The organism is Micromonospora sp. NBC_01655 (assembly GCF_026339755.1).
In the GTDB taxonomy this organism is placed as follows: Bacteria; Actinomycetota; Actinomycetes; order Mycobacteriales; family Micromonosporaceae; genus Micromonospora.
In genome coordinates, this window is the sequence record NZ_JAPEQF010000001.1 from 2,411,929 (window position 1) to 2,435,204 (window position 23,276).

The following is a 23,276-nucleotide window of genomic DNA, read 5'->3' on the forward strand; positions in this document are numbered from 1 at the left end:
TGACCGCGTGACTGCGGCCCCAGCCATTGACAAGAGCCGGATCCACTCTCTGACGCGGCCCAACATGGTCAGCGTCGGGACGATCGTGTGGCTCTCCAGCGAACTCATGTTCTTCGCGGCGTTGTTCGCGATGTACTTCTCCATCCGCGCGGCGGCGCCGGAGCAGTGGGCGAAGCACACCGAGCTTCTCAACATCCCGTACGCGACCACCTTCACGGTGATCCTGGTGTTGTCCTCGGTGACCTGCCAGCTCGGTGTGTTCGCCGCGGAGAAGGGTGACGTCCACGCCCTACGGCGTTGGTTCACGATCACCTTCGTGATGGGTCTGATCTTCGTGCTCGGTCAGGTGAACGAGTACCGGACCCTGGTCCACGAGGGCGTGAAGATCAACGCGGACGGGTACGGGTCGATGTTCTACCTGACCACCGGTTTCCACGGCCTGCACGTGACCGGCGGTCTGGTCGCCTTCATCATCTTCATGGTCCGCACGACCATGGGCCGGTTCACCCCGGCCCAGGCCACGTCCGCGATCGTCGTGTCGTACTACTGGCACTTCGTCGACGTCGTGTGGATCGGCCTCTACGCCATGATCTACTGGCTTCAGTGATCTTGGCGCGTCACGAACCGCGCCGCTGCCCCGTCCCCTGAGACAAGGTCCCACCGGTTAAGGACACAGGTCATGACTTCTGACAACGACCGCCGACGCGGTCTGCTCGCGCGGCTGCGCGGCGAGCGGTCCGCAGCGCGCAGCAGGGGCCGCCGCCGGCTGGGCGCCGCGGTCCGGCTGATCGCCGCGCTGACGCTGGCCGGCGGCGCCTACACCGTCTTCGCCCCCGGCGTGCAGGCGCAGGAAAACCCGCCGCTCACCGGCGCCGCCGCCGAGGGCAAGGCGCTGTTCGACGTGAGCTGCGTGTCCTGCCACGGTCGCAACGCGCAGGGCGTCGAGGGTCGTGGCCCGAGCCTGATCGGCGTCGGCGCGGCCTCGGTCGAGTTCCAGGTCAGCTCCGGCCGCATGCCGATGGCCCGCCAGGAGGCGCAGGCCATGCGCAAGCCGCCGGCGTTCACCGACGAGGAGGCCCGCCAGCTCGGCCAGTTCGTCCAGGAGCTCGGTGGTGGCCCGCAGATCCCCGAGGGCGACCTGCGCGAGGGCGCCAACCTGGCGACCGGCGGTGAGCTGTTCCGGATCAACTGCTCGCAGTGCCACGCCTTCGGCGGTGGCGGCGGCGCGCTGTCCTCCGGCAAGTTCGCGCCGAGCCTGCGCCCCGCCAGCGACCGGCAGATCTACGCCGCGATGCTGAGTGGCCCGCAGAACATGCCGGTCTTCGGGGACAACCAGATCACCCCGGAGCAGAAGGCGGACATCATCGCCTACATCCAGGGCACCCTGAAGGCCGACCAGGACCAGGGTGGCTTCAACCTCGGTCGGTACGGGCCGTCCACCGAGGGCCTGGCGATCTTCCTGGTCGGCATCGTCGCGCTCGTCTTCGCCAGCCTGTGGATTGCGGGCAAGTCGTGACCGAGCGGATCATTCGATTCAGCGCTGTGGTGCCGCAGCCCGGCACCGCCCGTAGCGAGGTGACGGCATGAGCACCCAGACCGAGCACCAGGCCCCGCAGGGCCCGGAGCCGCTCGACGTTCACGACCCGCGGCTGAGCCGGTTCGACATCGTCCGGGAGGGCGCGCGTCGGGACGACATCGAGATCGTCCACTACGAGGAGCAGGTCGTCCCCGGTAGCCGGGCCGAGCGGCGGCTGACCCGCACGGTCGCCTCGTTCTTCCTGCTGACCGGCCTGGCCGCGACCGCCTTCCTGGCCGTCTACATCTGGTGGCCCTGGGAGTACGCGCCGGGCTCGGGCGGGGACAAGTACTACACCCCGCTGCTCGGCCTCACCCTCGGCCTGGCGCTGCTGGGCGTCGGCTTCGGCATCCTGACCTGGGGCAAGAAGTTGCTGCCCAAGGAGGTGTCGATCCAGGACCGGCACGTGGAAGACCCCGACGCGCCGGAGAGCCGCAAGATCACCGGCGAGACGATGCTCTACCTCGCCGACGAACTGGGCGTGAAGCGCCGTCCGCTGCTGGGCATGTCGCTGCTGGCCGGCCTGGTGCCGGTCGGCGCGGTCGCCGCGGCGCCGCTGGTCGGTGGCCTGATCTCCAACCCGCACAAGAACAACCAGATGTTCACCACCGGCTTCGCCCCGGCCGCCGGCAAGAAGATCCGGCTGGTCCGCGAGGACGGCCGGCCGATCCGCCCGGCCGACATCAGCGCCGGCGGCCAGCTCACCGTCTTCCCGGGCATCGAGCACGGGGTGAGCAACCGGCACGCCGACTCCCCGACGCTGCTGATCCACCTGCGGGAGTTGGACGCCCAGAAGTCCCGCGAGGCCAACCAGCGGATCGGCCACGCGAACTTCATGTGGGGCAACTACGCGGCGTACTCCAAGATCTGCACGCACGCGGGCTGCCCGGCGAGCCTGTACGAGCAGCAGACCAACCGCCTGCTCTGCCCGTGCCACCAGTCCCAGTTCCTGATCACCGACAACGCGCGGCCGGTCTTCGGCCCGGCCAGCCGGCGGCTGCCACAGCTGCCGATCGAGGTGGACGAAGAGGGCTTCTTCGTGGCGCGGTCGGACTACACCGAGACCGTCGGGCCTGACTTCTGGGAGCGGCCGTGAAGCGTCGTAAGTTGGACATGGCGTCCGTGCCGGGCAAGGCCGCGGTGGGGGTGGACGAGCGGTTCCAGGTCTCCACCCCGCTGCGCAAGCTGCTGAACAAGGTCTTCCCGGACCACTGGTCGTTCCTGCTCGGCGAGATCGCGCTGTTCTCGTTCGTCGTGCTGCTGCTGACCGGTGTCTTCCTCACCTTCTTCTACGAGCCGGCGATGACCGAGGTCGTCTACAACGGCAGCTACGCCCCGCTGCGGGGCACGCCGATGTCCGCCGCGTACGCCTCCAGCCTGGACATCTCGTTCGACGTCCGCGGTGGCCTGATCATGCGGCAGATGCACCACTGGTCGGCGCTGCTGTTCATGGCCGCGATCGTCGTGCACATGCTGCGGGTCTTCTTCACCGGCGCGTTCCGCAAGCCGCGGGAGACCAACTGGATCATCGGCTCGCTGCTGTTCTGGGTCGGCTTCCTGGCCGGCTTCACCGGCTACTCGCTGCCGGACGACGGCCTGTCCGGCACCGGCCTGCGGATCGCCTCCGCGATCATGCTGTCGATCCCGGTGATCGGCTCCTGGGTCACCTCGTCGGTCTTCGGCGGGGAGTTCCCGGGCGACATCATCATCAGCCGGTTCTTCATCGCCCACGTCCTGCTCGTCCCGGGTCTGCTGGTGGCGCTGATCAGCGCCCACCTCGGCCTGGTCTTCAAGCAGAAGCACACCCAGTGGCCCGGCCCCGGCCGGACCAACGACAACGTGGTCGGCGAGCGGATGTTCCCGCGGTACGCGCTGAAGCAGGGCGGCTTCTTCATGGTCGTCTTCGGCGTGATCGCCCTGATGGGTGGTCTGTTCCAGATCAACCCGATCTGGTACTTCGGCCCGTACGAGGCGTGGGTGGTCTCGGCCGCCAGCCAGCCTGACTGGTACGTCATGTTCCTGGACGGTTCCACCCGTCTGATGCCGTACTGGGAGATCAACATCCCGATCGGCGACGGGTACGTCATCCCGCCGCTGTTCTGGCCCACGGTCGTGCTGCCGGGCATCCTGGTCGGCCTCTCCACGCTCTACCCGTTCGTGGAGGCCCGCCGGCTCAAGGACACCCGCAGCCACAACCTGCTCCAGCGCCCCCGGGACGCCCCGGCGCGGACCGCGATCGGCGCGATGGCGGTGTCGTTCTACGTCGTGCTCACCCTCTCGGGCAGCAACGACGTGATCGCGGACAAGTTCCAGATCAGCCTCAACGCGATGACCTGGGCGGGCCGGATCGGCCTGCTGGTCCTCCCGCCGCTTGCGTACTACGTGACGTACCGGATCTGCCTGGGTCTCCAGCAGCACGACCGGGAGGTGCTGGCCCACGGTGTGGAGACCGGCATCATCCGGCGGCTGCCGGACGGCCGGTTCGAGGAGGTCCACCAGCCGCTCACCGCGGCGGGCCACGACGGCCACGGCGAGCTGGACTACGTCGGCTGGGTGGTGCCCAAGAAGATGAACCGGCTCGGCGCCCTCGGCCCGGCCGTCCGGGGCTTCTTCTACCCGATCGAGAAGCCGGCCGAGGCGCCGGTCTCGCCGGGGCACCCGCCGGTCGAGCCCCGGCCGGAGCGGGAGGAGATCGGCAGCGGCGAGAGCCGCCGCTGACCCGCCCGAGACACCCGCGCGTGGCGCCCGTCGGATCCCTCCGGCGGGCGCCACGTCCGTTTCCCGCCCCCGGGCGACCGCCGCCCGCTGTCCGCCGCCCCGGGCCCCACGCCGGACCGGTCGCCGATCCGCAGGGTTAATCCGGGTCAGCCGGGTATCCGTGCGGTCCAACGACAAAAGGGGGGGAAACATGTTGGGTCTCAAACGCCTCGGACTGCTCGCCACCCTGGTGGTGGTCGGGCTGGCGCCCGCGACGGCGGCGCAGGCCGCGGCGCAGCCGTCGACGCAGGACACCCAGTACCTGCAGGCGCTGCACCAGGTGAACCTGACGGAGATCGAAACCGGGAACCTGGCGCAGCAGAAGGGCCAGAACCAGCAGGTCAAGGACCTGGGTGCCCAGTTCGTCACGGACCACACCCAGCTGGACCAGACGGTACAGAGCACCGCGCAGCAGCTCAACGTCCAGCTGCCGAACGCGCCGAACGCCGACCAGCAGCAGGTCGTCGACAGGCTGAAGAACCTCAGCGGCGCCGAGTTCGACAAGGCGTGGGTGACCGCCGAGCTGGCTGGCCACGTCCAGGCCATCCAGGCCACCCAGACCGAGATCTCGCAGGGCTCCGAGCAGTCGGTGGTCCAGCTGGCCCAGAACGCCCTGCCGGTGCTCCAGGCGCACTACGACGCGCTGGTGGCCCTGGCCCAGACCCTGGGCGTCCCGGTCCCGCAGACCAGCGCCAGCGGCACGCCCAGCCCGGGTGGCAGCGCCACGACGCCGACTCCGGGCGGCACCGAGTCGCCGACTCCGGGCGGCACCGAGTCCCCGACTCCGGGCGGCACCGAGTCCCCGGCCCCGGGCGGCACCGAGTCGCCGGCTCCGAGCGCGAGCTGACGTCGTAGCACCGCCGGTAGCCAGCCCACCGACAGATGGGCTGGCTACCGCCGTGCGTGGGGCGGATCAGTCCGCGCTGGCCAGGCCGATCGCGAACGCCTCCTCCAGGTCGTGCCGGGAGTACGCCCGGAAGGCGATGTGCGACTCCGTGTCCAGCACGCCCGGCACCTTGGAGATGCTGCCGGCGATCACCTGGGCGATCTCGTCGAACTCCCGGACCCGCACGATGGCGATCAGGTCGCGATGCCCGGCCACGGAGTAGACCTCGCTGACCCCGGGCAGGTTGGCCAGGTTCTCGGCCACCTCGGGGATCGAGTCGGTGGCGCAGTCGATCAGTACGATCGCGGTGATCACGGGTCCGCCCTTCGTCGTGCGTCCACTCCCGCCGGTCGGCGTCGATCACCATGCTAGAGGCCACCCGATCCGCCCGGACCGGGGACGGCGGGTCGTCACGGGGTGAGCCGCCGGGCCGTGCTCAGCGGGGCGCGGCCGGTACGGTCAGGCCCCCCGCCGCGCGGACCACCCCGGTCAGGCGCTCCCCGGCGGCCACCTCGGCGCCCGGCCAGATCACCGAGCGGGTCACCTCGCCCCGCACCGTCGCCCCCGCGCCCACCACCGCCTCCCGGCATCGCCCGGTCACCGTGGCGCTCGGGTCGACCAGGTTGCCGCCGCCCGCGGCGTGCAGGTTCGCCGCCAGGTAGTCCGCCGGGGTGCCGGTGTCGTAGAAGGTGCCCCGGTACGGCACCACGGTCAGCGCCCCGGCCGCCTCGGCCGGCCGCCACACCGCCCGGACCAGGTCGCCCGGCGCGACGGGCAGGCCCCGCACCAGCCGCCAGGGCAGCAGCGAGAAGCCGACGAACCGGTGGCCGTCGAAGGTGCCGGGGGCGGCCGGGTCGTCGGCGGGCTGGCCGAGCAGGCGCACGGTCTCGCCGTCCCAGCCGGCCAGCAGGGCGGCGACGTCCGGGCCCGGCGCGGCGGCGGGATCCGCCAGGTACGCGTCGGCGTTGCCGACCAGCACGCCCCGGCCGGCGATCCAGTTCCGCAGGTTCGCCACGCCGCCGGCCGTGCCGAGCGGGTCGCCGGGCTCGACCGACAGGTGGGCCCGGCCGGCGACGTGCGCGACGACCTGGTCGCCGAGGTAGCAGGCGTTCACCGCGACCCGGGCCGGACCGGTGAGGCCGAGCCCGGCCAGCCGGGCCAGCGCCCGGTCCAGCAGCGGGGTGTTGCCGACCGGGCAGAGCGCCTTGGGCAGCCGCTCGGTCAGCGGGCGCAGCCGGGTCCCCTCGCCTGCGGCGAGCACCACCGCGCAGACCTCCGGCCCGCCTCCGGCGGGGCCCGGCGTGGTCGCGGCGGTGGGGTCGCCGGACCGGCCGGTCGGGGCTCCGACGGGGCCGGCGCCGTCCGCCGGGCGGGCGGCACCGGACGCCGGGACGGTCACGCCGTCGGGCGGGGCGGCGACACCTCGCCGGCCCGTGGCCCGATGCCGTAGTGGCCGAGCAGGTTCGCCGTCGCCCGGCTCAGCCGGGGCAGGTCGTCCAGCGGGTGCCAGGCCGCCTCGAAGACCTCCGCGCCGTCGACCTTCAGCTCCGTGGTCGACGCCGGAACCTCCGTCTCGAAGACCACGTCCACCCAGCCCTTGGCGTGCACCAGCGCGTTCGGCACCGCCGGTCGGAGCCGGTCCGGGGCGAGCCGGACCCCGGACTCCTCGAACAGCTCGCGTGCCGCGCCGACGATCGGGTCCTCGCCGCGTTGCAGCAGCCCGGCCGGGAGCGTCCAACTGTGTCCCGGCGGCTGGCGCAGCAGCAGCAGGCGGCCGGGGCCGTCGGCCTCGGTGTCGCGGACCAGGGTGACCGCCCCGACGATGTACTTCGGTGTGGCGAGCCGGACCAGCCGGCGCCGCACCGACACGGGCAGCCGGTAGAAGAGCTGGTAGGCGAAGGCCCGTCCGGTGGCGCGGGAGCGGGGGATCATGGGTCCAGGCTAGTGGCCGGCGTGGGCCGCGCCGGCCACCGGGGGGAGATCGGTCACTGTCGGTGGTCCACCAGGTCGATGAGCTGGCGTACCACCGCGTCGGGCTCGATGGCCCGGTCGAAGACCGCCACCAGCAGGGTCTCCAGGTCGGGATAGCCCAGTTCCTCCGACAGCCGCAGCAGCGGCAGGTCGTTGGCCAGCCCCCGGTCGTGCTTGCGCAGCGCCAGCCCGATGGTGGCCCGGCCGAGGCGGACCTTGTCCGCGATCGAGATGCCCGGCTCGGTGTGCTCGGCGAACCAGCGGTTGATCTGCATCTGGGCGTGCGGGGACTTGACGAAGCCGAGCCACTCCTTGCGGGGGCCGCGAGGGGCGACGTCCGCCTCGAAGCCGGTCTCGGCGTCGGACTCGGTGAAGATCTCCACCACGTCGCCCTCGTCCAGCTCGGAGGAGAGTGGGGCCAGCCGGCCGTTGATCCGGGCCGCCAGGCAGCGGTCGCCCCGGTCGGGGCCCAGCTCGTACGCCACGTCCACCGGGGTCGCCCCGGCGGGGAGGACCACCTGCCGGCCCTCGGCGACCACCTGGACCTGCGCCTCGGCGAGGTCGCAGCGCAGCGACTGGAGGAACTGCGCCGGGTCCGCGGCCTCCTGCTCCCAGTCGAGCACCCGGCGCAGCCAGTCGAGCTGCTGGGCGCGGGTGGCGGCGGCCCCGGCGGTGCGGGGGAACCGGAAGTCGGCGGCGATGCCGTACTCGGCGGAGCGGTGCATCTCCTCGGTGCGGATCAACACCTCGACCGTGCGGTTCTTCGGGCCGCACACGGTGGTGTGCAGCGAGCGGTAGAGGTTGTTCTTGGGGGAGGCGATGAAGTCCTTGAACCGGCCGGGGACGGGCCGCCAGAGGCCGTGCACCGCGCCGAGGGCCGCGTAGCAGTCGGTCGCCGGACCGTCCACCACGATCACGATCCGGGGCAGGTCGTACGGGGTGCCGTGGCCGCCGCCGACGGTGTCCTTCCAGATCGAGTAGAGGTGCCGGGGGCGGGGGGCCACCATGGCGTCGACCCGGCTTCGGCGCAGCGCCACCTTCGCCTTGGCGACCACGTCGCCGAGGTACGCGTCCCAGCCGGGCCGGTCGTGCACGAACCGGGCGATCCGGGCGTGCTCGTCGGGCTCCAGGTGCAGCAGCACCACGTCGTCCAGCTCGCGTTTGAGGGTCTGGATGCCGAGCCGGTCGCAGAGCGGGACCAGCACCTCCAGGGTCTTGCGGGCGATGCGCTCCCGCGACGCGGCCGAGCGGACCCCGAGGGTGCGCATGTTGTGCAGCCGGTCGGCCAGCTTGATGATCAGCACCCGGACGTCCTTGCCGGCCGCGATGATCATCTTGCGGGTGGTCTCCGCCTCGGCGGCCTTGCCGTAGAACGCCTTGTCGAACTTGGTCACCCCGTCGACCAGGTGGGCCACCTCGCCGCCGAAGTCCTCCGCGAGGGCCTGGAGGGTGTAGCGGGTGTCCTCCACCGTGTCGTGCAGCAGCGCGGCGACCAGGGTGATGGCGTCCATGCCCAGCTCCGCGCAGATCTGGGCGACCGCCAGCGGATGGGTGATGTACGGCTCGCCGCTCTTGCGGAACTGGCCGCGGTGCATGTTCTCCGCGATCGTGTACGCCCGGCGCAGCACCGACGGGTCGGTGCCGGTGTGGATCGCCCGGTGGGTGCGGACGAGCTGGGTGACCGGGTCCGTCTCGGCGCTCGGCCAGCTCAGTAAGGACCGCAGCCGACGGGCCAGGGGTAGTTCACCCGGCTGGGTCGGGAGCGCGCCCCCCAGGGCGGCGCCGTGTCCGGCGTCGACGTCCACGAGGGACACCTCCTCACCCCGGCTCCACGGCCGCCGGGCACCGGCAACCGGGAGCAGGCCCACGAAACGGGCACTACTGCACTTCCTTAACAGCCTAAGCGAGTCCGGGTCGTCCGATCGGTCACTTGGTCATGAGCGTTCGGTCGAGAGTTGGTGGGACGAGGCGCCCTCGGCCTTGCTGAGCAGGTCACGGAATCGGCCCGCACCGGCCACCGGGGACGACCAGCCGGACGACATCTCCACCAACCGGGTCTCGGGTCGCTCCAACCAGGACAGGATCCGCTCCGACTCCTCGGCGGAGGCCCGAGGCACCGGGCCGTGCCCGGGCGGGACCGTCTCGGCCGTCGCCCGGATCGCGTGCAGCGTCGGTCGCGGGTGGACGCCGGGCGGCGAGACCCCGGCGCCGGCGAGCCGGCCGTGCCGGACCAGGGCCAGCTCCCAGCCGCCCCGGGCGGCCGGGCGGGCGGCGGCCAGCTCGGCGATGCCGGCCAGCGCGGCCAGCCGCTGCATCCGTACCGTCGCGCGCAGCACCGCGGCGAGCCGCGAGCGCACCACGGCCGCCTCCTCGTAGCGCTGGTCGGCCGCCAGCGCCTCGATCCGGGCCAGCAGGGCCTCGACCACGGACCCGGGGTCGCTGGCCGTGGCGGTGCGGAACGGCGCCACCGCGCGGTCGTCGTACTCCTGCGGGGTGATCCGGTGCTCGCAGGGCGCCGGGCAGCGACCCAGCTCGGCCAGCGCGCAGGCCGGGGTGACCGTGCGCAGCGACAGCCGGTGCGTGCACTGGCGCAGCGGCACGGCGTCGTGGAAGCCGGCGGCGGCCAGCTCGGCCGCCCGTCGGGAGCTGAACGGACCCAGGTACGCCTCGTCGTCGGGAGCCAGCGACCGGACCACCGACAACCGGGGGTACGGCCCGTCGGTGAGCTTGAGCCAGACCATCCGCTCGGGGTACTTCGACCGCCGGTTGTACGGCGGCGCGTGCGCGGCGATCAGCCGCAGCTCGCGCACCTCCGCCTCCAGCGAGTGGGCGCACTCGACGGCCTCCACCCGCTCGGCGGCGGCGAGCATCTCGGAGATCCGGGCCCGCTTCTCGGCGGCGGTGAAGTAGCTGCGGACCCGGGTGCCGATGTCGCCGGAGGTGCCGACGTAGAGCGGCCGGTCGTCGGCGGCCCGGAAGATGTAGACCCCGGGGACCTTCGGCAACCCGTCGGCGAGGTGCCGCTTGCGCCGCTGGGTGGGGGTGACCGCCCGGGCGAACTCGATCGCCTCGCCGACCGTGTCGACCCGGTGCCCGCCCAGCCGGGCGATCAGCCCGTGCAGCACGTCGACCGTGGCCTTGGCGTCGTCGAGGGCCCGGTGGGTGGGCTGGGTGGCGGTGCGGAAGTACCCCGCCAGGGTGCCCAGCTTGCGGTTGGGCACCTCGTCGCGGGTGAGCACCCGGCGGGCCAGCGCCGCGGTGTCCAGCACCCGGGGGTTCGGCCAGCGGTAGCCGTGCCGCGCGCAGGCCGCCTTGAGGAAGCCGACGTCGTACGGCGCGTTGTGGGCGACCAGCACCGCGTCGGTGACGAACTCCAGGAAGCTCGGCAGCACCTGCTCGATCGGCGGGGCGGGGATCAGCATGGCCTGGGTGATCCCCGTCAGCACGGTGATGAACGGCGGGATCGGCACCCCCGGGTTGACCAGGGTGGCCAGCACCCCCAGCTCCTCGCCGCCGCGTACCTTGACCGCACCGATCTCGGTGATCCCGCCGCCGTCCGGCGCGCCGCCGGTGGTCTCCAGGTCGACCACCACGAAGGTCGTCGCGTACAGCGGCAGGGCGGGGTCCACCCCGTCGCCGGCGGCCCGGTCCAGCCCGGCCAGCGCCTGCTGGACGTACTCCTGTCGTACCACCTGCGGCACGCTAGTCCGCCGGTGCGACACTTACGCATCAGCGGCCCCAAACGTCACCACTGGTCTAGGATGAGAGATCGGCTCACTCACCGGGCGGTGGGCCCGGTCGCGGTGGGAGACTTGCCACATGCCCCTCACCGAGCCGTACGACGACAACCTCCCGGGGGAGGTGTCGGCCGGCGCCGTGGGTCACACCGGTGAGGACTCCCCGGACATCGACCGCACGTCCGAGGTGGTGGCGGCCGAGCCGGAGCCGACGCTGCCGGAGTCGGTACGCCAGCGGATCGTCGCGCTCACCGCCGCCGTGCTGCCGGTCCTGCCCGGCGACGAGGTGCCGGTGCCACTGCGCCGGGTGGCCAAGTTCGCCCCCAACCGCCGGGCCCGGCTCGGTGCGCCGGTGATCGCCGCCCAGCTCACCGCCGACCCGCTGTTCCGGCAGCGGATCACCGCCCGGGTGCTCGCCGACGCCGGCGACCTCGGCGCCGCCGTGGTCGAGGGCACCGCCCCGGCCGCCGCCGACCCGGTCGAGGTGGCCGCCCTGGCGTACCTGGCCCGGCCCCGGGGCTGGCGCGAGCTGATCGAGGCCAGCGGCGCGGCGGTGCGGGCCGAGGCGGACCGGGCCGTCGTCGACGAGCTGGTCCGCGAGGCCGAGCAGCGGGCCACCCGGGCCGAGCACGACCGGGCGGTGGCCCGGGTGGAGGCCGACAAGCTCCGCGACGAGCTGGCCCGGGTCCGCGAGGAACTCGGCCAGCTTCGCGAGGAGAGCCGCCAGCTCGCCCGTACGCTGCGGGAGACCCAGGCCCGGGAGCGCAGGGCCGGCGAGCTGCTGGCCACCGAGCGGGGCCGGGCCGCCCGGGCGGGGGCCGACGCGGACGCCGAACTGCGCCGTGCCCGGGCCCGGCTGGCCGAGGCCGAGGCGGCGGCCGGCGTGGCCCGGGCCAGCGCCAAGGAGGCCCGCTCGGTCGACGACGCGAGGCTGTGGCTGCTGCTGGAGACCATCGGGCAGGCCGCCGTCGGGCTGCGCCGCGAGCTGGCGCTGGACCCGGTCGACCGGCTCCCCGCCGACTTCGTCGCCGACGCCTTCGCCGACCAGTCGGCGGCCACCCCGGCCGGTGCCGCCACCCGGGCCCGCGACACCGACGACCCGGCCCGCCTCGACCAGCTCCTCGCGCTGCCCAGGGCGCACCTGGTGGTCGACGGCTACAACGTGACCAAACGCGGCTTCGGCGAGATGTCGCTGGAGCAGCAGCGCAAGCGGCTGATCACCGGGCTGGGCGGGATCGCGGCCCAGACCGGGGACGAGGTCACCGTCGTCTTCGACGGCGCGGAGCGGATGCACGGCCTGCCGCCCACCCCGCGCGGCGTGCGGGTGCTCTTCTCCCGCAAGGGCGAGACCGCCGACGAGCTGATCCGGCGGCTGGTCCGGGCCGAGCCGGCCGGCCGGCCGGTGGTGGTGGTCTCCTCCGACCGGGAGGTCGCCGACGGGGTGCGCCGGCACGGCGCGTACCCGCTGGGCGCCGACTCGCTGCTGCGCCGGCTGGCCCGTTCCTGATCCGGGGCGCTTGAACGCATCTGGGCCGTAGCGAGCCGGTTGTCCGATTCTGTCGTACCCCTGCCGTAGCGTCGGGATGACCGACGGTGGCCGGGCGGCGACGACGGGCGAGCTGGCGACGACGTGGTCGACCAGGTCGGGTCCCGCCCGCCGCCGACGCATCGCTTCAGGAGGAACGATGCTGATCGACTGCGACAGGTGCGCGATCCGGGGCGCGGGCTGCGCCGGCTGCCTGGTGACCGCGTTGCTCGACGCCGACGCCCCCGCCGGCGAGCTGGGCGCCGCCGAGCAGCGGGCGATCGAGGTGTTCGCCCGGGCCGGCTTCGACGTCGAGGTGCTCCCGCCCGCCGCGCCCCGCCACCCGGCCCGCCCGGCCCGCCGCAGGGTGGCGTAACCGCCGACCGCGACTCGGGTGGCGCGACCGCCGGCCGTGGGCGCGGTCGCCCGCCCCGGCGGCCGTACCGCCGTCGGGCCATAGGATGGGCGCTCACGGCGGGAGGAGTGGCATGACGCGGGTACGACGCGACGGCGGCGCGCGCGACGCGATGCCGATCCGCCCACCAGCGGTGCCCGCCGCGGCCGGCCGCATGCCGGCCCGTGCCCCGCTGGCCCGGCTTGTGCCGGCCGGGGTGGCGGGATGACGCCGCGCGGCTGGGCGGTGCTCACCCTCGCCGGGCTGGCCGTGGCGCTGCTCGTCGCCAGCGCCCTGCTGGTGCCGTGGCACCGGCCGCCGGCCCCGCGCGTCGACCAGCTCGCCGCGCTGCGGGACCTGCCGGTCGACCAGGTCGCCCGCAGCCGGGAGTTCCGGGCCGCGCTGCGCCCCGCCGGCTGGGCCGGTCTCGCCCTCGGGCTGCTGGTGGCCGTGGCGCTCGGGCTCACCCCGCTGGGCAGCCGCCTCGTGGAGCTGGCAGGGCGCCCGTTCGGCGGCCACTGGATCGCCCAGGCGGTACTCGGCGGGCTGGCCGTGGTGCTCGTCGCCGACCTGCTCACCCTGCCCCTGGCCGCCTGGCGGCAGACGGTCCTCACCCGGTACGGGCTGAGCACCCAGGGCTGGGCCGGCTGGACGGCCGACCTGCTCAAGTCGTACGCGGTCAGCGCGGTGATCGGCGCGGTCGCGCTGCTCGGCTTCTACACCGTGACCCGGCTCGCCCCGCGCTGGTGGTGGGCGTTCGGCGCGGCCGGCGCGGCCGGGCTGGTGGTGCTGCTGTCGTTCGTGCTGCCGGTGCTGGTGGAGCCGGTGTTCAACCGGTTCACCCCGATGGAACAGGGCCCGCTACGCACCGAGCTGATGAGCCTGGCGGCCCGCGACGGCGTGCCGGTGCGCGACGTGCTGGTCGCCGACGCGTCCCGGCGTACCCGCGCGGTCAACGCGTACGTCTCCGGGCTCGGGCCGACCCGCCGGGTGGTCGTCTACGACACCCTGCTGCGCGAGGCCACCCCGGCCGAGGTGACCAGCGTCGTCGCGCACGAGTTGGGGCACGCCAAGGACCGGGACGTGTGGACCGGGACGCTGACCGGGGCGCTGGGCGCCGCGCTGGCCGTGGTCGTGCTCTACCTGCTCGGCTCGGCCGGCCCGCTGCTGCGCCTGGCCGGCGTCGACTCGATCGCCGAGCCGCGCGCGTTCCCGCTGCTGATCGCGCTGGTCACGGTGGCCGGGCTGGTGACCGCCCCGGTCCAGGCGCTGGTGTCCCGCCGGATCGAGGCCCGGGCCGACGCGCACGCCCTCGCCCTCACCGGGGACCCGGCGACCTTCGAGGCGATGCAGCGCCGCCTGGCCGGGGTGAACCTGGCCGACCCCGATCCGCCCCGCTGGGAGTACCTCTACTCGGCGTCGCACCCGTCCACGGTCGAGCGGATGGCCGCCGCCCGCGCCCACGCCAGGGAGGCCGGCCGATGAGCCGCACGCTGCTGATCACCAACGACTTCCCGCCCCGTCCGGGCGGTATCCAGTCCTTCGTGCACAACCTCGCCGTCCGCCAGCCCACCGGCTCCGTGGTGGTCTACGCGTCGAGCTGGCGCGGGGCGGAGAAGTTCGACGCCGACCAGCCGTTCGAGGTGGTCCGGGAACGCACCCGGGTGCTGCTGCCCACCCCGCTGGTCGCCCGGCGGGTCGCCCGGCTGGCCCGCGAGCGCGGCTGCGACACCGTCTGGTTCGGCGCCGCCGCCCCGCTCGGGCTGCTCGCCGCCGGGCTGCGCCGCCGCGCCGGCGTCCGCCGCGTGGTGGCCCTGACCCACGGGCACGAGGTGGGCTGGGCGGCGCTGCCCGCGGCCCGGGCCGCGTTGCGCCGGATCGGCCGGGGCGCGGACGTGGTGACGTACCTCGGCGAGTACACCCGGGTCCGGCTGGAGCGGGCGCTGCACGGGGTGACCGAGCTGCACCGGCTGGCTCCCGGCGTGGACGTCGAGACGTACCATCCGTCGGTCGACGGCGAGCCGGTCCGGACCCGGCTCGGGCTGGCCGACCGGCCGGTGGTCGTCTGCGTCTCCCGGCTGGTGCCGCGCAAGGGCCAGGACATGCTGATCCGTGCCCTGCCGGCGATCCGCCGCCGGGTGCCCGACGCGGCGCTGCTGGTCGTCGGCGGTGGGCCGTACCGGGGCACCCTGGAGAAGCTGGCCCGGCAGACGGGCGTCGAGCGGGACGTGGTCTTCACCGGCTCGGTGCCCTCGGCGGACCTGCCCGCCCACTACGCGGCCGGCGACGTCTACGCCATGCCCTGCCGCACCCGCAACCGCGGCCTGGACGTCGAGGGGCTCGGCATCGTCTACCTGGAGGCGTCCGCGACCGGCCTGCCGGTGGTGGCGGGCGACTCGGGGGGTGCGCCGGACGCCGTCCGCGAGGGCGAGACCGGGTACGTCGTCTCCGGCCAGGATGTCGCCCAGCTCGCCGACCGGGTGGCCACCCTGCTCGCCGACCGGGACCTGGCCCGGCAGTTCGGCGCGGCCGGCCGGGCCTGGGTGGAGCGGGAGTGGCGCTGGGAGACCCAGGCCGCCCGGATGGCAACCCTCCTCACGGGCTGACCCCCACCCACCCGCGCCGCCCCGCCCGGCAGGGGGTCGTCGTGCAAGTTCAGAGAAAGCGTGGCCTTCGGGGAGTGGGGAGGCCACTGATTCCGGGAACCTGCACGACCTTGGCCCCGGGCGGGGCGCCCGGGGCGGGTGGGGAGTCAGGTTAGGCGGTCCAGGTGGTGGGCGGTGGGGGCGCGGGGCGGCCGAAGTGCCAGCCCTGGGCGGCGTCGCAGCCGATGGCACGCAGCCGGTCGGCCTGGCTGGCGGTCTCCACCCCCTCGGCGGTGACGGTCAGGCCCAGCGCGTGCGCCAGCGAGACCAGCGAGGCGAGGATCCGTTCGTCGGTGCGGCTGGCCGGGTCCTCCGTCGGGGCCCGCAGCCCGGCCACGAACTCCCCGGCCACCTTCAGCTCGGTCACCGGCAGGTCCCGCAGGTACGCCAGGTTGCAGTAGCCGGTGCCGAAGTCGTCGATGGCGATCCGCACGCCGAGGTCGGCCAGCACCCGCAGGGCGCGGACCGGCTCCTCGACGGCGCTCATCATGGTGCTCTCGGTGACCTCCAGCTGGAGCCGCTCGGGCGGCAGGCCGGTGCGGTCGAGCACGGCGCGCACCTCCTGCACCAGGCCGGGCCGGTGCACCTGCCGCACCGCCAGGTTGACGCTGACGAACGGCGCGGCGCCCCCCGGCCCGGTCCAGCCGGCCGCCTCCCGGCACGCCTCGGCGAGCACCCAGCCCCCGAGCGGGATGATCAGCCCGGTCTCCTCGGCCAGCCCGATGAAGCTGCCCGGACGCAGTTCGCCGAGCACGGGGTGCCGCCAGCGGACCAGTGCCTCGACGCCGAGCACGGTGCCGTCGCGCAGCGAGGTCAGCGGCTGGTAGTCCAGGTAGAACTCCCCCCGCTCCAGCGCCCCCGGGATCGCCGCGGACAGCGCGTACCGGGCCAGCTCCCGGCGGTTGCGGTCGGCGTCGAACAGCGACCAGCGGGCGCCCCCGGCGGCCTTGGCCCAGTGCAGCGTGGAGTCGGCGGCCCGCATCAGGTCGACCGGGGTGGTCCCGGCCACCGGGCGTTCGACAATGCCGATGCTCGCCGACACGGTCAGCTCGTGCCCGTCGACCAGGGCCGGCTCGCCCACCGCGGCGAGCGCCGCCTCGGCCACCTTCACCACGTCGTCGGTGCCGGCGGTCCGCTCGACCAGGATGACGAACTCGTCGCCGCCGAGGCGGGCGACCAGGTGTTCGCCGAGCGCCCGGCGCAGCCGGTCGGCGACCGAGACCAGCAGCCGGTCGCCGACCTGGTGGCCGAGGGAGTCGTTGACCACCTTGAAGCGGTCCAGGTCGAGGAAGCACACCCCGACCCGGTCGGCGCCCCGGCCCGGGGAGTCGATCGCGGCGGCGAGCCGCTCGGTGAACAGGGTGCGGTTGGGCAGGTCGGTCAGCGGATCGTGGGTGGCCTGATGCCGGAACCGGGCCTCGCTGTCGCGCAGTGCCTGTTCGGCCTGCGCCCGGGCCACCATCGCGGCCCGGCGGATGGATTCCTGCTCGTCCAGCGTGCGGTCCCGCAGTGCCCGGGCGTAGCCGGTGGCCACGGTGGCCAGCAGCCGGGCCAGGCGGTCCTCGATGTCCTCGCCGACCAGCCCCAGGTCGCGCAGCAGCCGGAGCTGCACGACCTCGATCGTGCGGCCCAGCCCTTCGGCGGAGGCGATGTGCGCCTCGACCAGTTCCGCCCCGACCTGGTGGCCGACCCGCAGGTCGAACGGCTCGGCCACCAGCGCCTCGGCCAGCCGGTCGGTGAGCCGTTGCAGCAGCGCCTCCAGTTGGGCCTGGGTCATCGGCAGGTAGCTGGTGCCGGAGACCGCCTTCGCCCAGGCCCGGGCGAAGGCCCCGGGGCGCGGGGCAAGGTGTCCCGGGTACGAGGCGGGTGCCCCCGTGGGCGAGGCGGGTGACCCGGGGTCCGGCGGGCCCGTCGGACCGTCGGACCGCTCACCCATCGAGCCGCCCGACGCCGCCCATGAAGACCGCCTGCTCGGCGCCCTCGGCGCTCTCCGGAGTCTCGGGGCGCCACTGTGGCACCCAGACCACGCCCGGGTCGACCAGCTCGAAGCCGTCGAAGAGGGCGGTCAGCTCGGCGCGGCTGCGGATGACCAGCGGGTTGTCGGTTCGCCGGTAGACCGCCTCGGCCTCGGCGCGTTCCCCGGTGTCGTGCCGGGCGTCGTCGCTGGCCTGGGAGAGCACCAGGTAGCTGCCGGGCGCCAGCGCCTGCCGCAGCTCCCGCAGGATCTGCGCCGGCCGGTCGGTGTCCGGGACGAAGTGCAGCACCGCCACGATCATCACCGCGACCGGCTGCGACAGGTCCAGCAGCCCGGTGACCTCTGGGTGGGCCAGGATCCGCTCGGGGCGGCGCAGGTCCTCCTGGAGCACGACGGCCCGGTCGTTGCCGCTGAGGATCTCCCGGCTGTGCGCCACCGCCACCGGGTCGACGTCGACGTAGACCACCCGGGCGTCGGGATCGATCCGCTGGGCGATCTCGTGCACGTTGCCGACCGTCGGGATCCCGGAGCCGATGTCGAGGAACTGGCGGATCCCGGCCTCGGCGAGGAAGTGCACCGCCCGGCGCAGGAACGCCCGGTTCGCCTGGGCCATCAGCGGCGCCTCGGGCACCGCGTCCACCATCGCCCGGGCGGCGCTGCGGTCGGCGGCGAAGTTGTGCGAGCCGCCGAGGTAGTAGTCGTACATGCGGGCCACGCTGGGGCGCTCGATGTCGATGGTGTCGGGTGCCCAGTCCGGCCGCTGCATGCCCTACCCCTTTTGTCAACGACGCGGAACACGCCGCCCCGCGCGGGTCACTCGGGTATTCTGCCCCGCCCGCCACGCGGGTGACCAGAGTGGGCCGACTCCCGCCCGACCGGTCGGTCAGTGGGTCCCGTTGACCGGACCCACTGGCCGTCGCGGAAACCCCGACCGACTACTGCCGGCCGGGCGGGGGAGCGGTCAGAACTTCGGCGCGTCCGGGGCTTCGAGCAGGCCGAGCCGCAGCGCGGTCATCAGTGCCTGCGCCCGGTTGGCCGCGCCCAGCTTCTCGTAGAGCTTCGAGATGTGGGTCTTGGCCGTCGACTCGCTGACGAAGAGCTGCTTGGCGATGCCGGCCACGCTCATGCCGTCGGCGAGCAGCCGCAGCACCTGACCCTCCCGGGGGGAGAGCTGCGGGCCGGACGGCGCGAGCCGCCGCTTCATCGCCTCGGCCAGGTCTGCCGCGGTGAACGCGCTCGGCGAGGAGGCGGCGTGCCGGGCGGCGGCCACCACCTCGTCGGCCGGGGCCGTCTTGGGCACGAACGCGCTCGCCCCGGCCTCCAGGGCGCCGAAGAGCTGGTCGTCGCCGGCGTACATGGTGAGCACGACGATGCCCATCGACGCGCTGGACTTGCGCAGCGCGCGGGTGGCCTCCAGGCCACTGCCGTCGGGCAGCCGCAGATCCATGATCACCACATCGGGCTGAAGGGCGCCGGCCTGCCGCACCCCCTCTGCCGCCGTGGCGGCCTCACCAACGACCTCGAACTGCCGATCCCGCTCGAAGGCGTGCCGCAGTCCCTTGCGGATCAGGTCGTGATCGTCGACAAGGAGGACCTTGGTCCGGGTGGCCGGTGTCGGGCTTGTGGTCATCCTCGGGTTACTCCACTTCTGCTGCTGCGGCGTTGCCGCGCACCCTATCGCGCCGGGGCGAGGTGCCGAGAACCACCGCCACCGTCGTGCCGCTGGGTCGACGCGGCCTGATCTCCAACCGGCCCCGGATACGTTCCGCCCTCTCGGCCATGATCGCAAGGCCATAGTGCCCGTCCGTGCGCTGCTCACCGATGCCGTGACCGTCATCCGACACTTCGATCTGCGCGTACGGCGGGTCCACCTCGCAGGTGACCCACAGGTTCGACGCCCCGGCGTGCTTGCGGGCGTTGGTGACCGCCTCCTGCGCGATGCGCAGGAGTTCCGCCTCGGTCGCGGCGGGCAGCCGGGCGGTCGACTCGTCCAGCGACAGGTGCACCCGCAGCCCGCCGGACGCGCCGACGGTGCGGGCGTACTCGGCGATCGCGGCGGCCAGTCCGCCGTGCCGGTCCACCTCGCTGCGCAGCTCGAACAGGCTCAGCCGCAGCTCGGTGATCACCCGGGTCACCTCCTGGCGCAGCAGGCGCAGCGACTCTGCGGTCTCGTCGGCGTCCTCGTAGACGGTGGCCAGGGCGTTGTCGATGCCGTACCCGACCATGACCAGTTCCTGGGCCACCCCGTCGTGGATCTCCCGGGCCAGCCGCTGCCGCTCCTCGTTGGTGGCCAGCGAGCGCACCTCGTCGAAGAGCAGGGCGGCCTCCAGCCGCAGCGCGGCCGGACGGGTCAGCGCGGTCACCCGGGACACCACCGGCGGCGGGTACGCCTGCGCGGCGTCCGCCTCCATCACCAGCATGCCGACCGTGCGGACGCCGGCGACCAGCGGCACGATCAGCGCGGAGACGTCGCCGCCGGTGTGCGAACGGGCCTGCGAGCGGCTCGCGGTCTGCGGCTGCTGGCTGGCCCAGGCGTCGGCGATCGCCGAGTCCGCGTCGAGCGTGGTCTCCCAGTCGACCCGGTCCACGCCCACCTGGGCGAGCACCACCAGCCGCCCGCCGCCGCTGGCCGAGAGCACCGCCGCCCGCTCGGCCCGGGCCACGGTGCGCAGCTCCTCCAGCAGGTGCTCGGAGATGCCGCCCGGGTCGAGGGTGGCCCCGGGTAGCTGCCGGGCGACCGTGCGGAGCTGGGTCAGCAGCCGGGTGGCCTCGGCGTACGGCTGGGGCTTGCCCTCGCTGCGGACTCGCATCACCCGGTGCAGGGTGCCGGCCGTGTAGAGGCCGAGCCCGGCCAGGATCAGCCACTGGGCGCAGACCGCGAGGTACCCCGGCTGGCCGAGTTGGCGACCGCCGTCGACGCCGGTGAGCGCGGCGCTGACCAGCAGGGTGGCGGCGCAGACGGCGAGCAGCGCCGCGCCCTCGCGGAACCGGCGGCGCAGCGCGGTCACGGTCACCGGGACGGCGAGGTACGGCAGCACGGCCGAGGCGCCCAGCCCGCCGGCGGTGCCGTCGAGGGTGGTGACGGCGGCGACCTGGCTGGCGGCCAGCCCCAGCACCACCACCTCGGCGAAGCGGCTGAGCGGGCCGAGCAGCCGGTGCTGGGAGGCCAGGACGGCGGGCAGCCCGGCGACGCCCAGCAGGGCGATCCACCAGAGCTGCCCGACGTCGCGGGTGGCGAAGAGGGTGAGGACGGCGACCAGCGCGAGCATGACCACGCGCGCGGCGGTGGCGAGCGGCTGCGTGGGCGGCCGGGCGGGTGTCGGGGAGGCGGGCACGTGACGGATCGTAGTCAGCGCCGGTAGATGTCGGCGATCTCCGCCGCATACGTCTTGTGCACGACCTGCCGCTTGACCTTCAGGGACGGGGTGAGTTCGCCGGTGGCCTCGGTGAAGTCGTGCGGCAGGATGCGGAAGACCTTGATCCCCTCGGCCTTCGACACCGACTGGTTGGCCTGGTCGATCGCGCCCTGCACCTCGGCACGCAGCGCGTCGTCGTCGCGCAGTTCCTCGGCCGTGGTGGTCTCCGGTCGGCCGTGGGCGGCCAGCCACTTCGGCAGCGCCTCCTCGTCGAGGGTGACCAGCGCGGCGATGAACGGCTGCCGGTCGCCGACGACGACGCACTGGCTGATCAGCGGGTGCGCCCGGACCTGGTCCTCCAGCACCGCCGGGGCGACGTTCTTGCCGGCGGCGGTCACGATGATCTCCTTCTTCCGGCCGGTGATGCTGAGGAAGCCGTCGGTGTCGAGCTGCCCCAGGTCGCCGGTGCGGAACCAGCCGTCCGCGCTGAGCACCTCGGCGGTGGCCGCCTCGTTGCGCCAGTACCCCTGGAAGATCAGGTCGCCGGAGATCAGGATCTCGCCGTCGTCGGCGATCCGGATGGTCACGCCGGGCAGCGGGCGGCCGACGGTGCCGATCTTCGTGGCGTCGGCCAGGTTCGCGGCGGCGGCCGGGGAGGTCTCGGTCAACCCGTACCCCTCGCAGATGGTCACCCCGATGCCGCGGAAGAAGTGGCCGAGCCGGGCGCCGAGCGGCGCGCCGCCGGAGATCGCGTCGCGGCACCGGCCGCCCAGGGCGGCCCGCAGCTTGCGGTAGACCAGCCTGTCGAAGACCGCGTGCTGCGCGCGCAGCCCCAGGCCCGGCCCGCCCGGCTTCTCCAGGGCCTCGCTGTACGCGACCGCGACCTGCTCGGCCCGGTCGAAGATCTTCCCCTTGCCGTCGGCCTCGGCCTTCTGCCGGGCCCCGTTGTAGACCTTCTCGAAGACCCGGGGGACCGAGAGCACGAAGGTCGGCCTGAACTCCTGGAGCTCCCCGATGAGGTCCCTCGTGTCGGCGCAGTGCGCCATGGTGGCCCGGGCCTGCACCATGCCGATCTGGATGAGTCGGGCGAAGGCGTGCGCGAGCGGGAGGAACAGCAGGGTCGACGCGCCCGGCCGCAGGAACAGGTTCGGCAGGACGGGCACCGCGTTGGCGATGTCGGCGTACATGTTGCGGTGGGTCAGCACGCAGCCCTTGGGGCGGCCGGTGGTGCCGCTGGTGTAGATGATGGTCGCCACGTCGTCGGCCCGGATCGCCGTGCGGCGCCGGTCGATCTCCATCGGGTCGACCTCGGCGCCGGCGGCGACCAGCTCGTCGACCGCGTCCAGCTCGATCTGCCAGACGTGCGCCAGCTCGGGCAGCCGGTCCCGGACGCCGGCGACCAGGGTGGCGTGCGCGGTGCTCTCGACCACGACCGCGACCGCGCCGGAGTCGGCCAGGATCCAGGCGGCCTGTTCGGCGCTGGAGGTCTCGTAGATCGGCACGGTGACCGCGCCGGCCGCCCAGATCGCGTAGTCGAACAGGGTCCACTCGTACCGGGTGCGGCTCATCAGGGCGACCCGGTCGCCGGGGGACACGCCGGCCGCGACCAGCCCTCGGGCCACCGCGACCACCTCGTCGCGGAACTGCCGGCAGGTCACCTCGGCCCGGCCCCGGCCCGCCCCGCCGGCCGACGGGACGGGGCGGACGAACTGCACCGCCTCCGGGGCGGCCTCGGCGTTGTCCCAGACCGGTTGGGTCAGGTTGGCCGAGTCGCCGACGGTGACGATCGGCGGAACGGAGAACTCGCGCACCTGCACTCCCTCGTGCTCGCACTGGCCGGGCGGGCCGGGGCCCGGACGGGTCGGCTACGTCGAAACCTACCCGCCCGTCCAGGTGGTTACGGTAGGGAGGTTGCCGGGGCGTTTCCCCCGACCCGGTCCGGGGGCGGGGCGCGCCGGCCCGCCGCCGGGTAGCCTCCCCCCATGGCGGACTCCTCCACCCAGTCGATCGTCATCGGCGCGTCACCGCAGCGGGTGGCGGCGGTGATCTGCGATTTCGCGCGCTACCCCGAGTGGACCGAGGCGATGCGCCGGGCCGAGGTCGTCGAGGAGTACGAGGACGGCTACGCCAGCCAGGTCCGGTTCACCATCGACGCCGGGGTGCTGGCCGACGAGTACCTGCTCGCCTACGAGTACTCCGAGGACCTGACCCGTATCGAGTGGCGCCTGGTGACGCCCTCGAAGATGCAGCGTTCCCAGCACGGGTCGTACGACCTGGTGGGCAACCCGGACGGGACGACCACGGTGACCTACACCCTGGAGGTGGAGCTCTCCGTGGGCATGCTCGGGATGTTTCGGCGCAAGGCCGAAAAAATGATCATGGATACGGCGTTGAAGCAGCTCAAGCGCCGGGTAGAGGAATCCGGTGCGGCGCGGTGACGCGACCGGCTGCGGC

At 73.8% G+C, this 23,276-nt stretch carries 21 protein-coding genes; 11 read left to right on the forward strand and 10 right to left on the reverse strand.

Annotated features, from left to right (window positions below; genetic code table 11):
* The first annotated feature begins 7 nt into the window (after positions 1–7).
* From OOK41_RS11485 to OOK41_RS11505, 5 genes are all read left to right on the forward strand, one after another.
* Positions 8–607, forward strand: a complete 600-nt coding sequence (locus OOK41_RS11485) for a heme-copper oxidase subunit III (RefSeq protein WP_117668951.1) — start codon at positions 8–10, stop codon at positions 605–607.
* Between the two features lie 72 nt (positions 608–679).
* Positions 680–1,516: a cytochrome c gene (locus OOK41_RS11490; protein WP_266264486.1), complete on the forward strand. Its 837-nt coding sequence runs from the start codon at positions 680–682 to the stop codon at positions 1,514–1,516.
* Positions 1,517–1,583: 67 nt separating this feature from the next.
* Positions 1,584–2,672 carry a ubiquinol-cytochrome c reductase iron-sulfur subunit gene (locus OOK41_RS11495; protein WP_266264489.1) on the forward strand — a complete coding sequence of 363 codons (1,089 nt, stop codon included), beginning with the start codon at positions 1,584–1,586 and terminating at the stop codon, positions 2,670–2,672.
* Positions 2,669–4,294, forward strand: coding sequence for a ubiquinol-cytochrome c reductase cytochrome b subunit (locus tag OOK41_RS11500; protein WP_266264492.1), 1,626 nt, complete (start codon positions 2,669–2,671; stop codon positions 4,292–4,294). The genes OOK41_RS11495 and OOK41_RS11500 overlap by 4 nt, the downstream gene beginning before the upstream one ends.
* A gap of 190 nt (positions 4,295–4,484) precedes the next feature.
* Positions 4,485–5,180, forward strand: coding sequence for a DUF4142 domain-containing protein (locus OOK41_RS11505; protein ID WP_266264494.1), 696 nt, complete (start codon positions 4,485–4,487; stop codon positions 5,178–5,180).
* A 66-nt stretch (positions 5,181–5,246) separates the two neighbouring features.
* Here the strand turns inward: OOK41_RS11505 and OOK41_RS11510 are convergent, their stop codons facing one another.
* The 5 genes from OOK41_RS11510 to OOK41_RS11530 form a co-directional block, all read right to left on the reverse strand.
* Positions 5,247–5,534 (reverse strand): Lrp/AsnC family transcriptional regulator, encoded by a 288-nt coding sequence (locus OOK41_RS11510; protein ID WP_117668946.1) that lies wholly within the window; start codon positions 5,532–5,534, stop codon positions 5,247–5,249.
* 121 nt (positions 5,535–5,655) lie between these two features.
* Positions 5,656–6,483 carry a sugar phosphate nucleotidyltransferase gene (locus OOK41_RS11515; RefSeq protein ID WP_266267783.1) on the reverse strand — a complete coding sequence of 276 codons (828 nt, stop codon included), beginning with the start codon at positions 6,481–6,483 and terminating at the stop codon, positions 5,656–5,658.
* Between the two features lie 131 nt (positions 6,484–6,614).
* A complete protein-coding gene (locus OOK41_RS11520) occupies positions 6,615–7,151 on the reverse strand; it encodes an NUDIX hydrolase (RefSeq protein ID WP_117668945.1) in 537 nt (178 codons plus the stop codon).
* 53 nt (positions 7,152–7,204) lie between these two features.
* Positions 7,205–8,995: a bifunctional (p)ppGpp synthetase/guanosine-3',5'-bis(diphosphate) 3'-pyrophosphohydrolase gene (locus OOK41_RS11525; RefSeq protein WP_266267784.1), complete on the reverse strand. Its 1,791-nt coding sequence runs from the start codon at positions 8,993–8,995 to the stop codon at positions 7,205–7,207.
* A gap of 129 nt (positions 8,996–9,124) precedes the next feature.
* On the reverse strand, positions 9,125–10,882 hold the full coding sequence (locus tag OOK41_RS11530; protein ID WP_266264500.1) for a DEDD exonuclease domain-containing protein: 1,758 nt from the start codon (positions 10,880–10,882) through the stop codon (positions 9,125–9,127).
* A gap of 127 nt (positions 10,883–11,009) precedes the next feature.
* Here OOK41_RS11530 and OOK41_RS11535 point away from each other — a divergent pair, with 127 nt between their 5' ends.
* From OOK41_RS11535 to OOK41_RS11555, 5 genes are all read left to right on the forward strand, one after another.
* Positions 11,010–12,434, forward strand: a complete 1,425-nt coding sequence (locus OOK41_RS11535; protein WP_266264503.1) for an NYN domain-containing protein — start codon at positions 11,010–11,012, stop codon at positions 12,432–12,434.
* Between the two features lie 178 nt (positions 12,435–12,612).
* On the forward strand, positions 12,613–12,828 hold the full coding sequence (locus OOK41_RS11540) for a hypothetical protein (RefSeq protein WP_266264506.1): 216 nt from the start codon (positions 12,613–12,615) through the stop codon (positions 12,826–12,828).
* 112 nt (positions 12,829–12,940) lie between these two features.
* A complete protein-coding gene (locus OOK41_RS11545; RefSeq protein ID WP_266264508.1) occupies positions 12,941–13,075 on the forward strand; it encodes a hypothetical protein in 135 nt (44 codons plus the stop codon).
* A complete protein-coding gene (locus tag OOK41_RS11550) occupies positions 13,072–14,331 on the forward strand; it encodes a M48 family metallopeptidase (RefSeq protein ID WP_117668941.1) in 1,260 nt (419 codons plus the stop codon). Before OOK41_RS11545 ends, OOK41_RS11550 begins: the two co-directional genes overlap by 4 nt.
* Entirely contained in the window at positions 14,328–15,452 is a 1,125-nt protein-coding gene (locus tag OOK41_RS11555) for a glycosyltransferase family 4 protein (RefSeq protein ID WP_266264513.1), read from the forward strand. Before OOK41_RS11550 ends, OOK41_RS11555 begins: the two co-directional genes overlap by 4 nt.
* Positions 15,453–15,603: 151 nt before the next feature.
* On the opposite strand, the gene OOK41_RS11560 is transcribed toward OOK41_RS11555, so the two are convergent.
* From OOK41_RS11560 to OOK41_RS11580, 5 genes are all read right to left on the reverse strand, one after another.
* Positions 15,604–17,268, reverse strand: a complete 1,665-nt coding sequence (locus OOK41_RS11560; protein WP_266267785.1) for a bifunctional diguanylate cyclase/phosphodiesterase — start codon at positions 17,266–17,268, stop codon at positions 15,604–15,606.
* A gap of 151 nt (positions 17,269–17,419) precedes the next feature.
* Positions 17,420–18,232 carry an SAM-dependent methyltransferase gene (locus tag OOK41_RS11565; protein WP_266264515.1) on the reverse strand — a complete coding sequence of 271 codons (813 nt, stop codon included), beginning with the start codon at positions 18,230–18,232 and terminating at the stop codon, positions 17,420–17,422.
* 195 nt (positions 18,233–18,427) lie between these two features.
* Positions 18,428–19,096: a response regulator transcription factor gene (locus tag OOK41_RS11570; RefSeq protein WP_007072219.1), complete on the reverse strand. Its 669-nt coding sequence runs from the start codon at positions 19,094–19,096 to the stop codon at positions 18,428–18,430.
* A 7-nt stretch (positions 19,097–19,103) separates the two neighbouring features.
* The gene (locus OOK41_RS11575) at positions 19,104–20,741 is read right to left on the reverse strand and encodes a GAF domain-containing sensor histidine kinase (RefSeq protein ID WP_207892763.1); all 1,638 of its coding nucleotides are present in this window, start codon (positions 20,739–20,741) and stop codon (positions 19,104–19,106) included.
* Positions 20,742–20,815: 74 nt separating this feature from the next.
* Positions 20,816–22,633: a long-chain fatty acid--CoA ligase gene (locus OOK41_RS11580; protein WP_266264517.1), complete on the reverse strand. Its 1,818-nt coding sequence runs from the start codon at positions 22,631–22,633 to the stop codon at positions 20,816–20,818.
* A gap of 171 nt (positions 22,634–22,804) precedes the next feature.
* Between OOK41_RS11580 and OOK41_RS11585 the strand changes: the two genes are divergently transcribed.
* Positions 22,805–23,260 (forward strand): SRPBCC family protein, encoded by a 456-nt coding sequence (locus tag OOK41_RS11585; RefSeq protein ID WP_117668936.1) that lies wholly within the window; start codon positions 22,805–22,807, stop codon positions 23,258–23,260.
* Positions 23,261–23,276 lie beyond the last annotated feature (16 nt).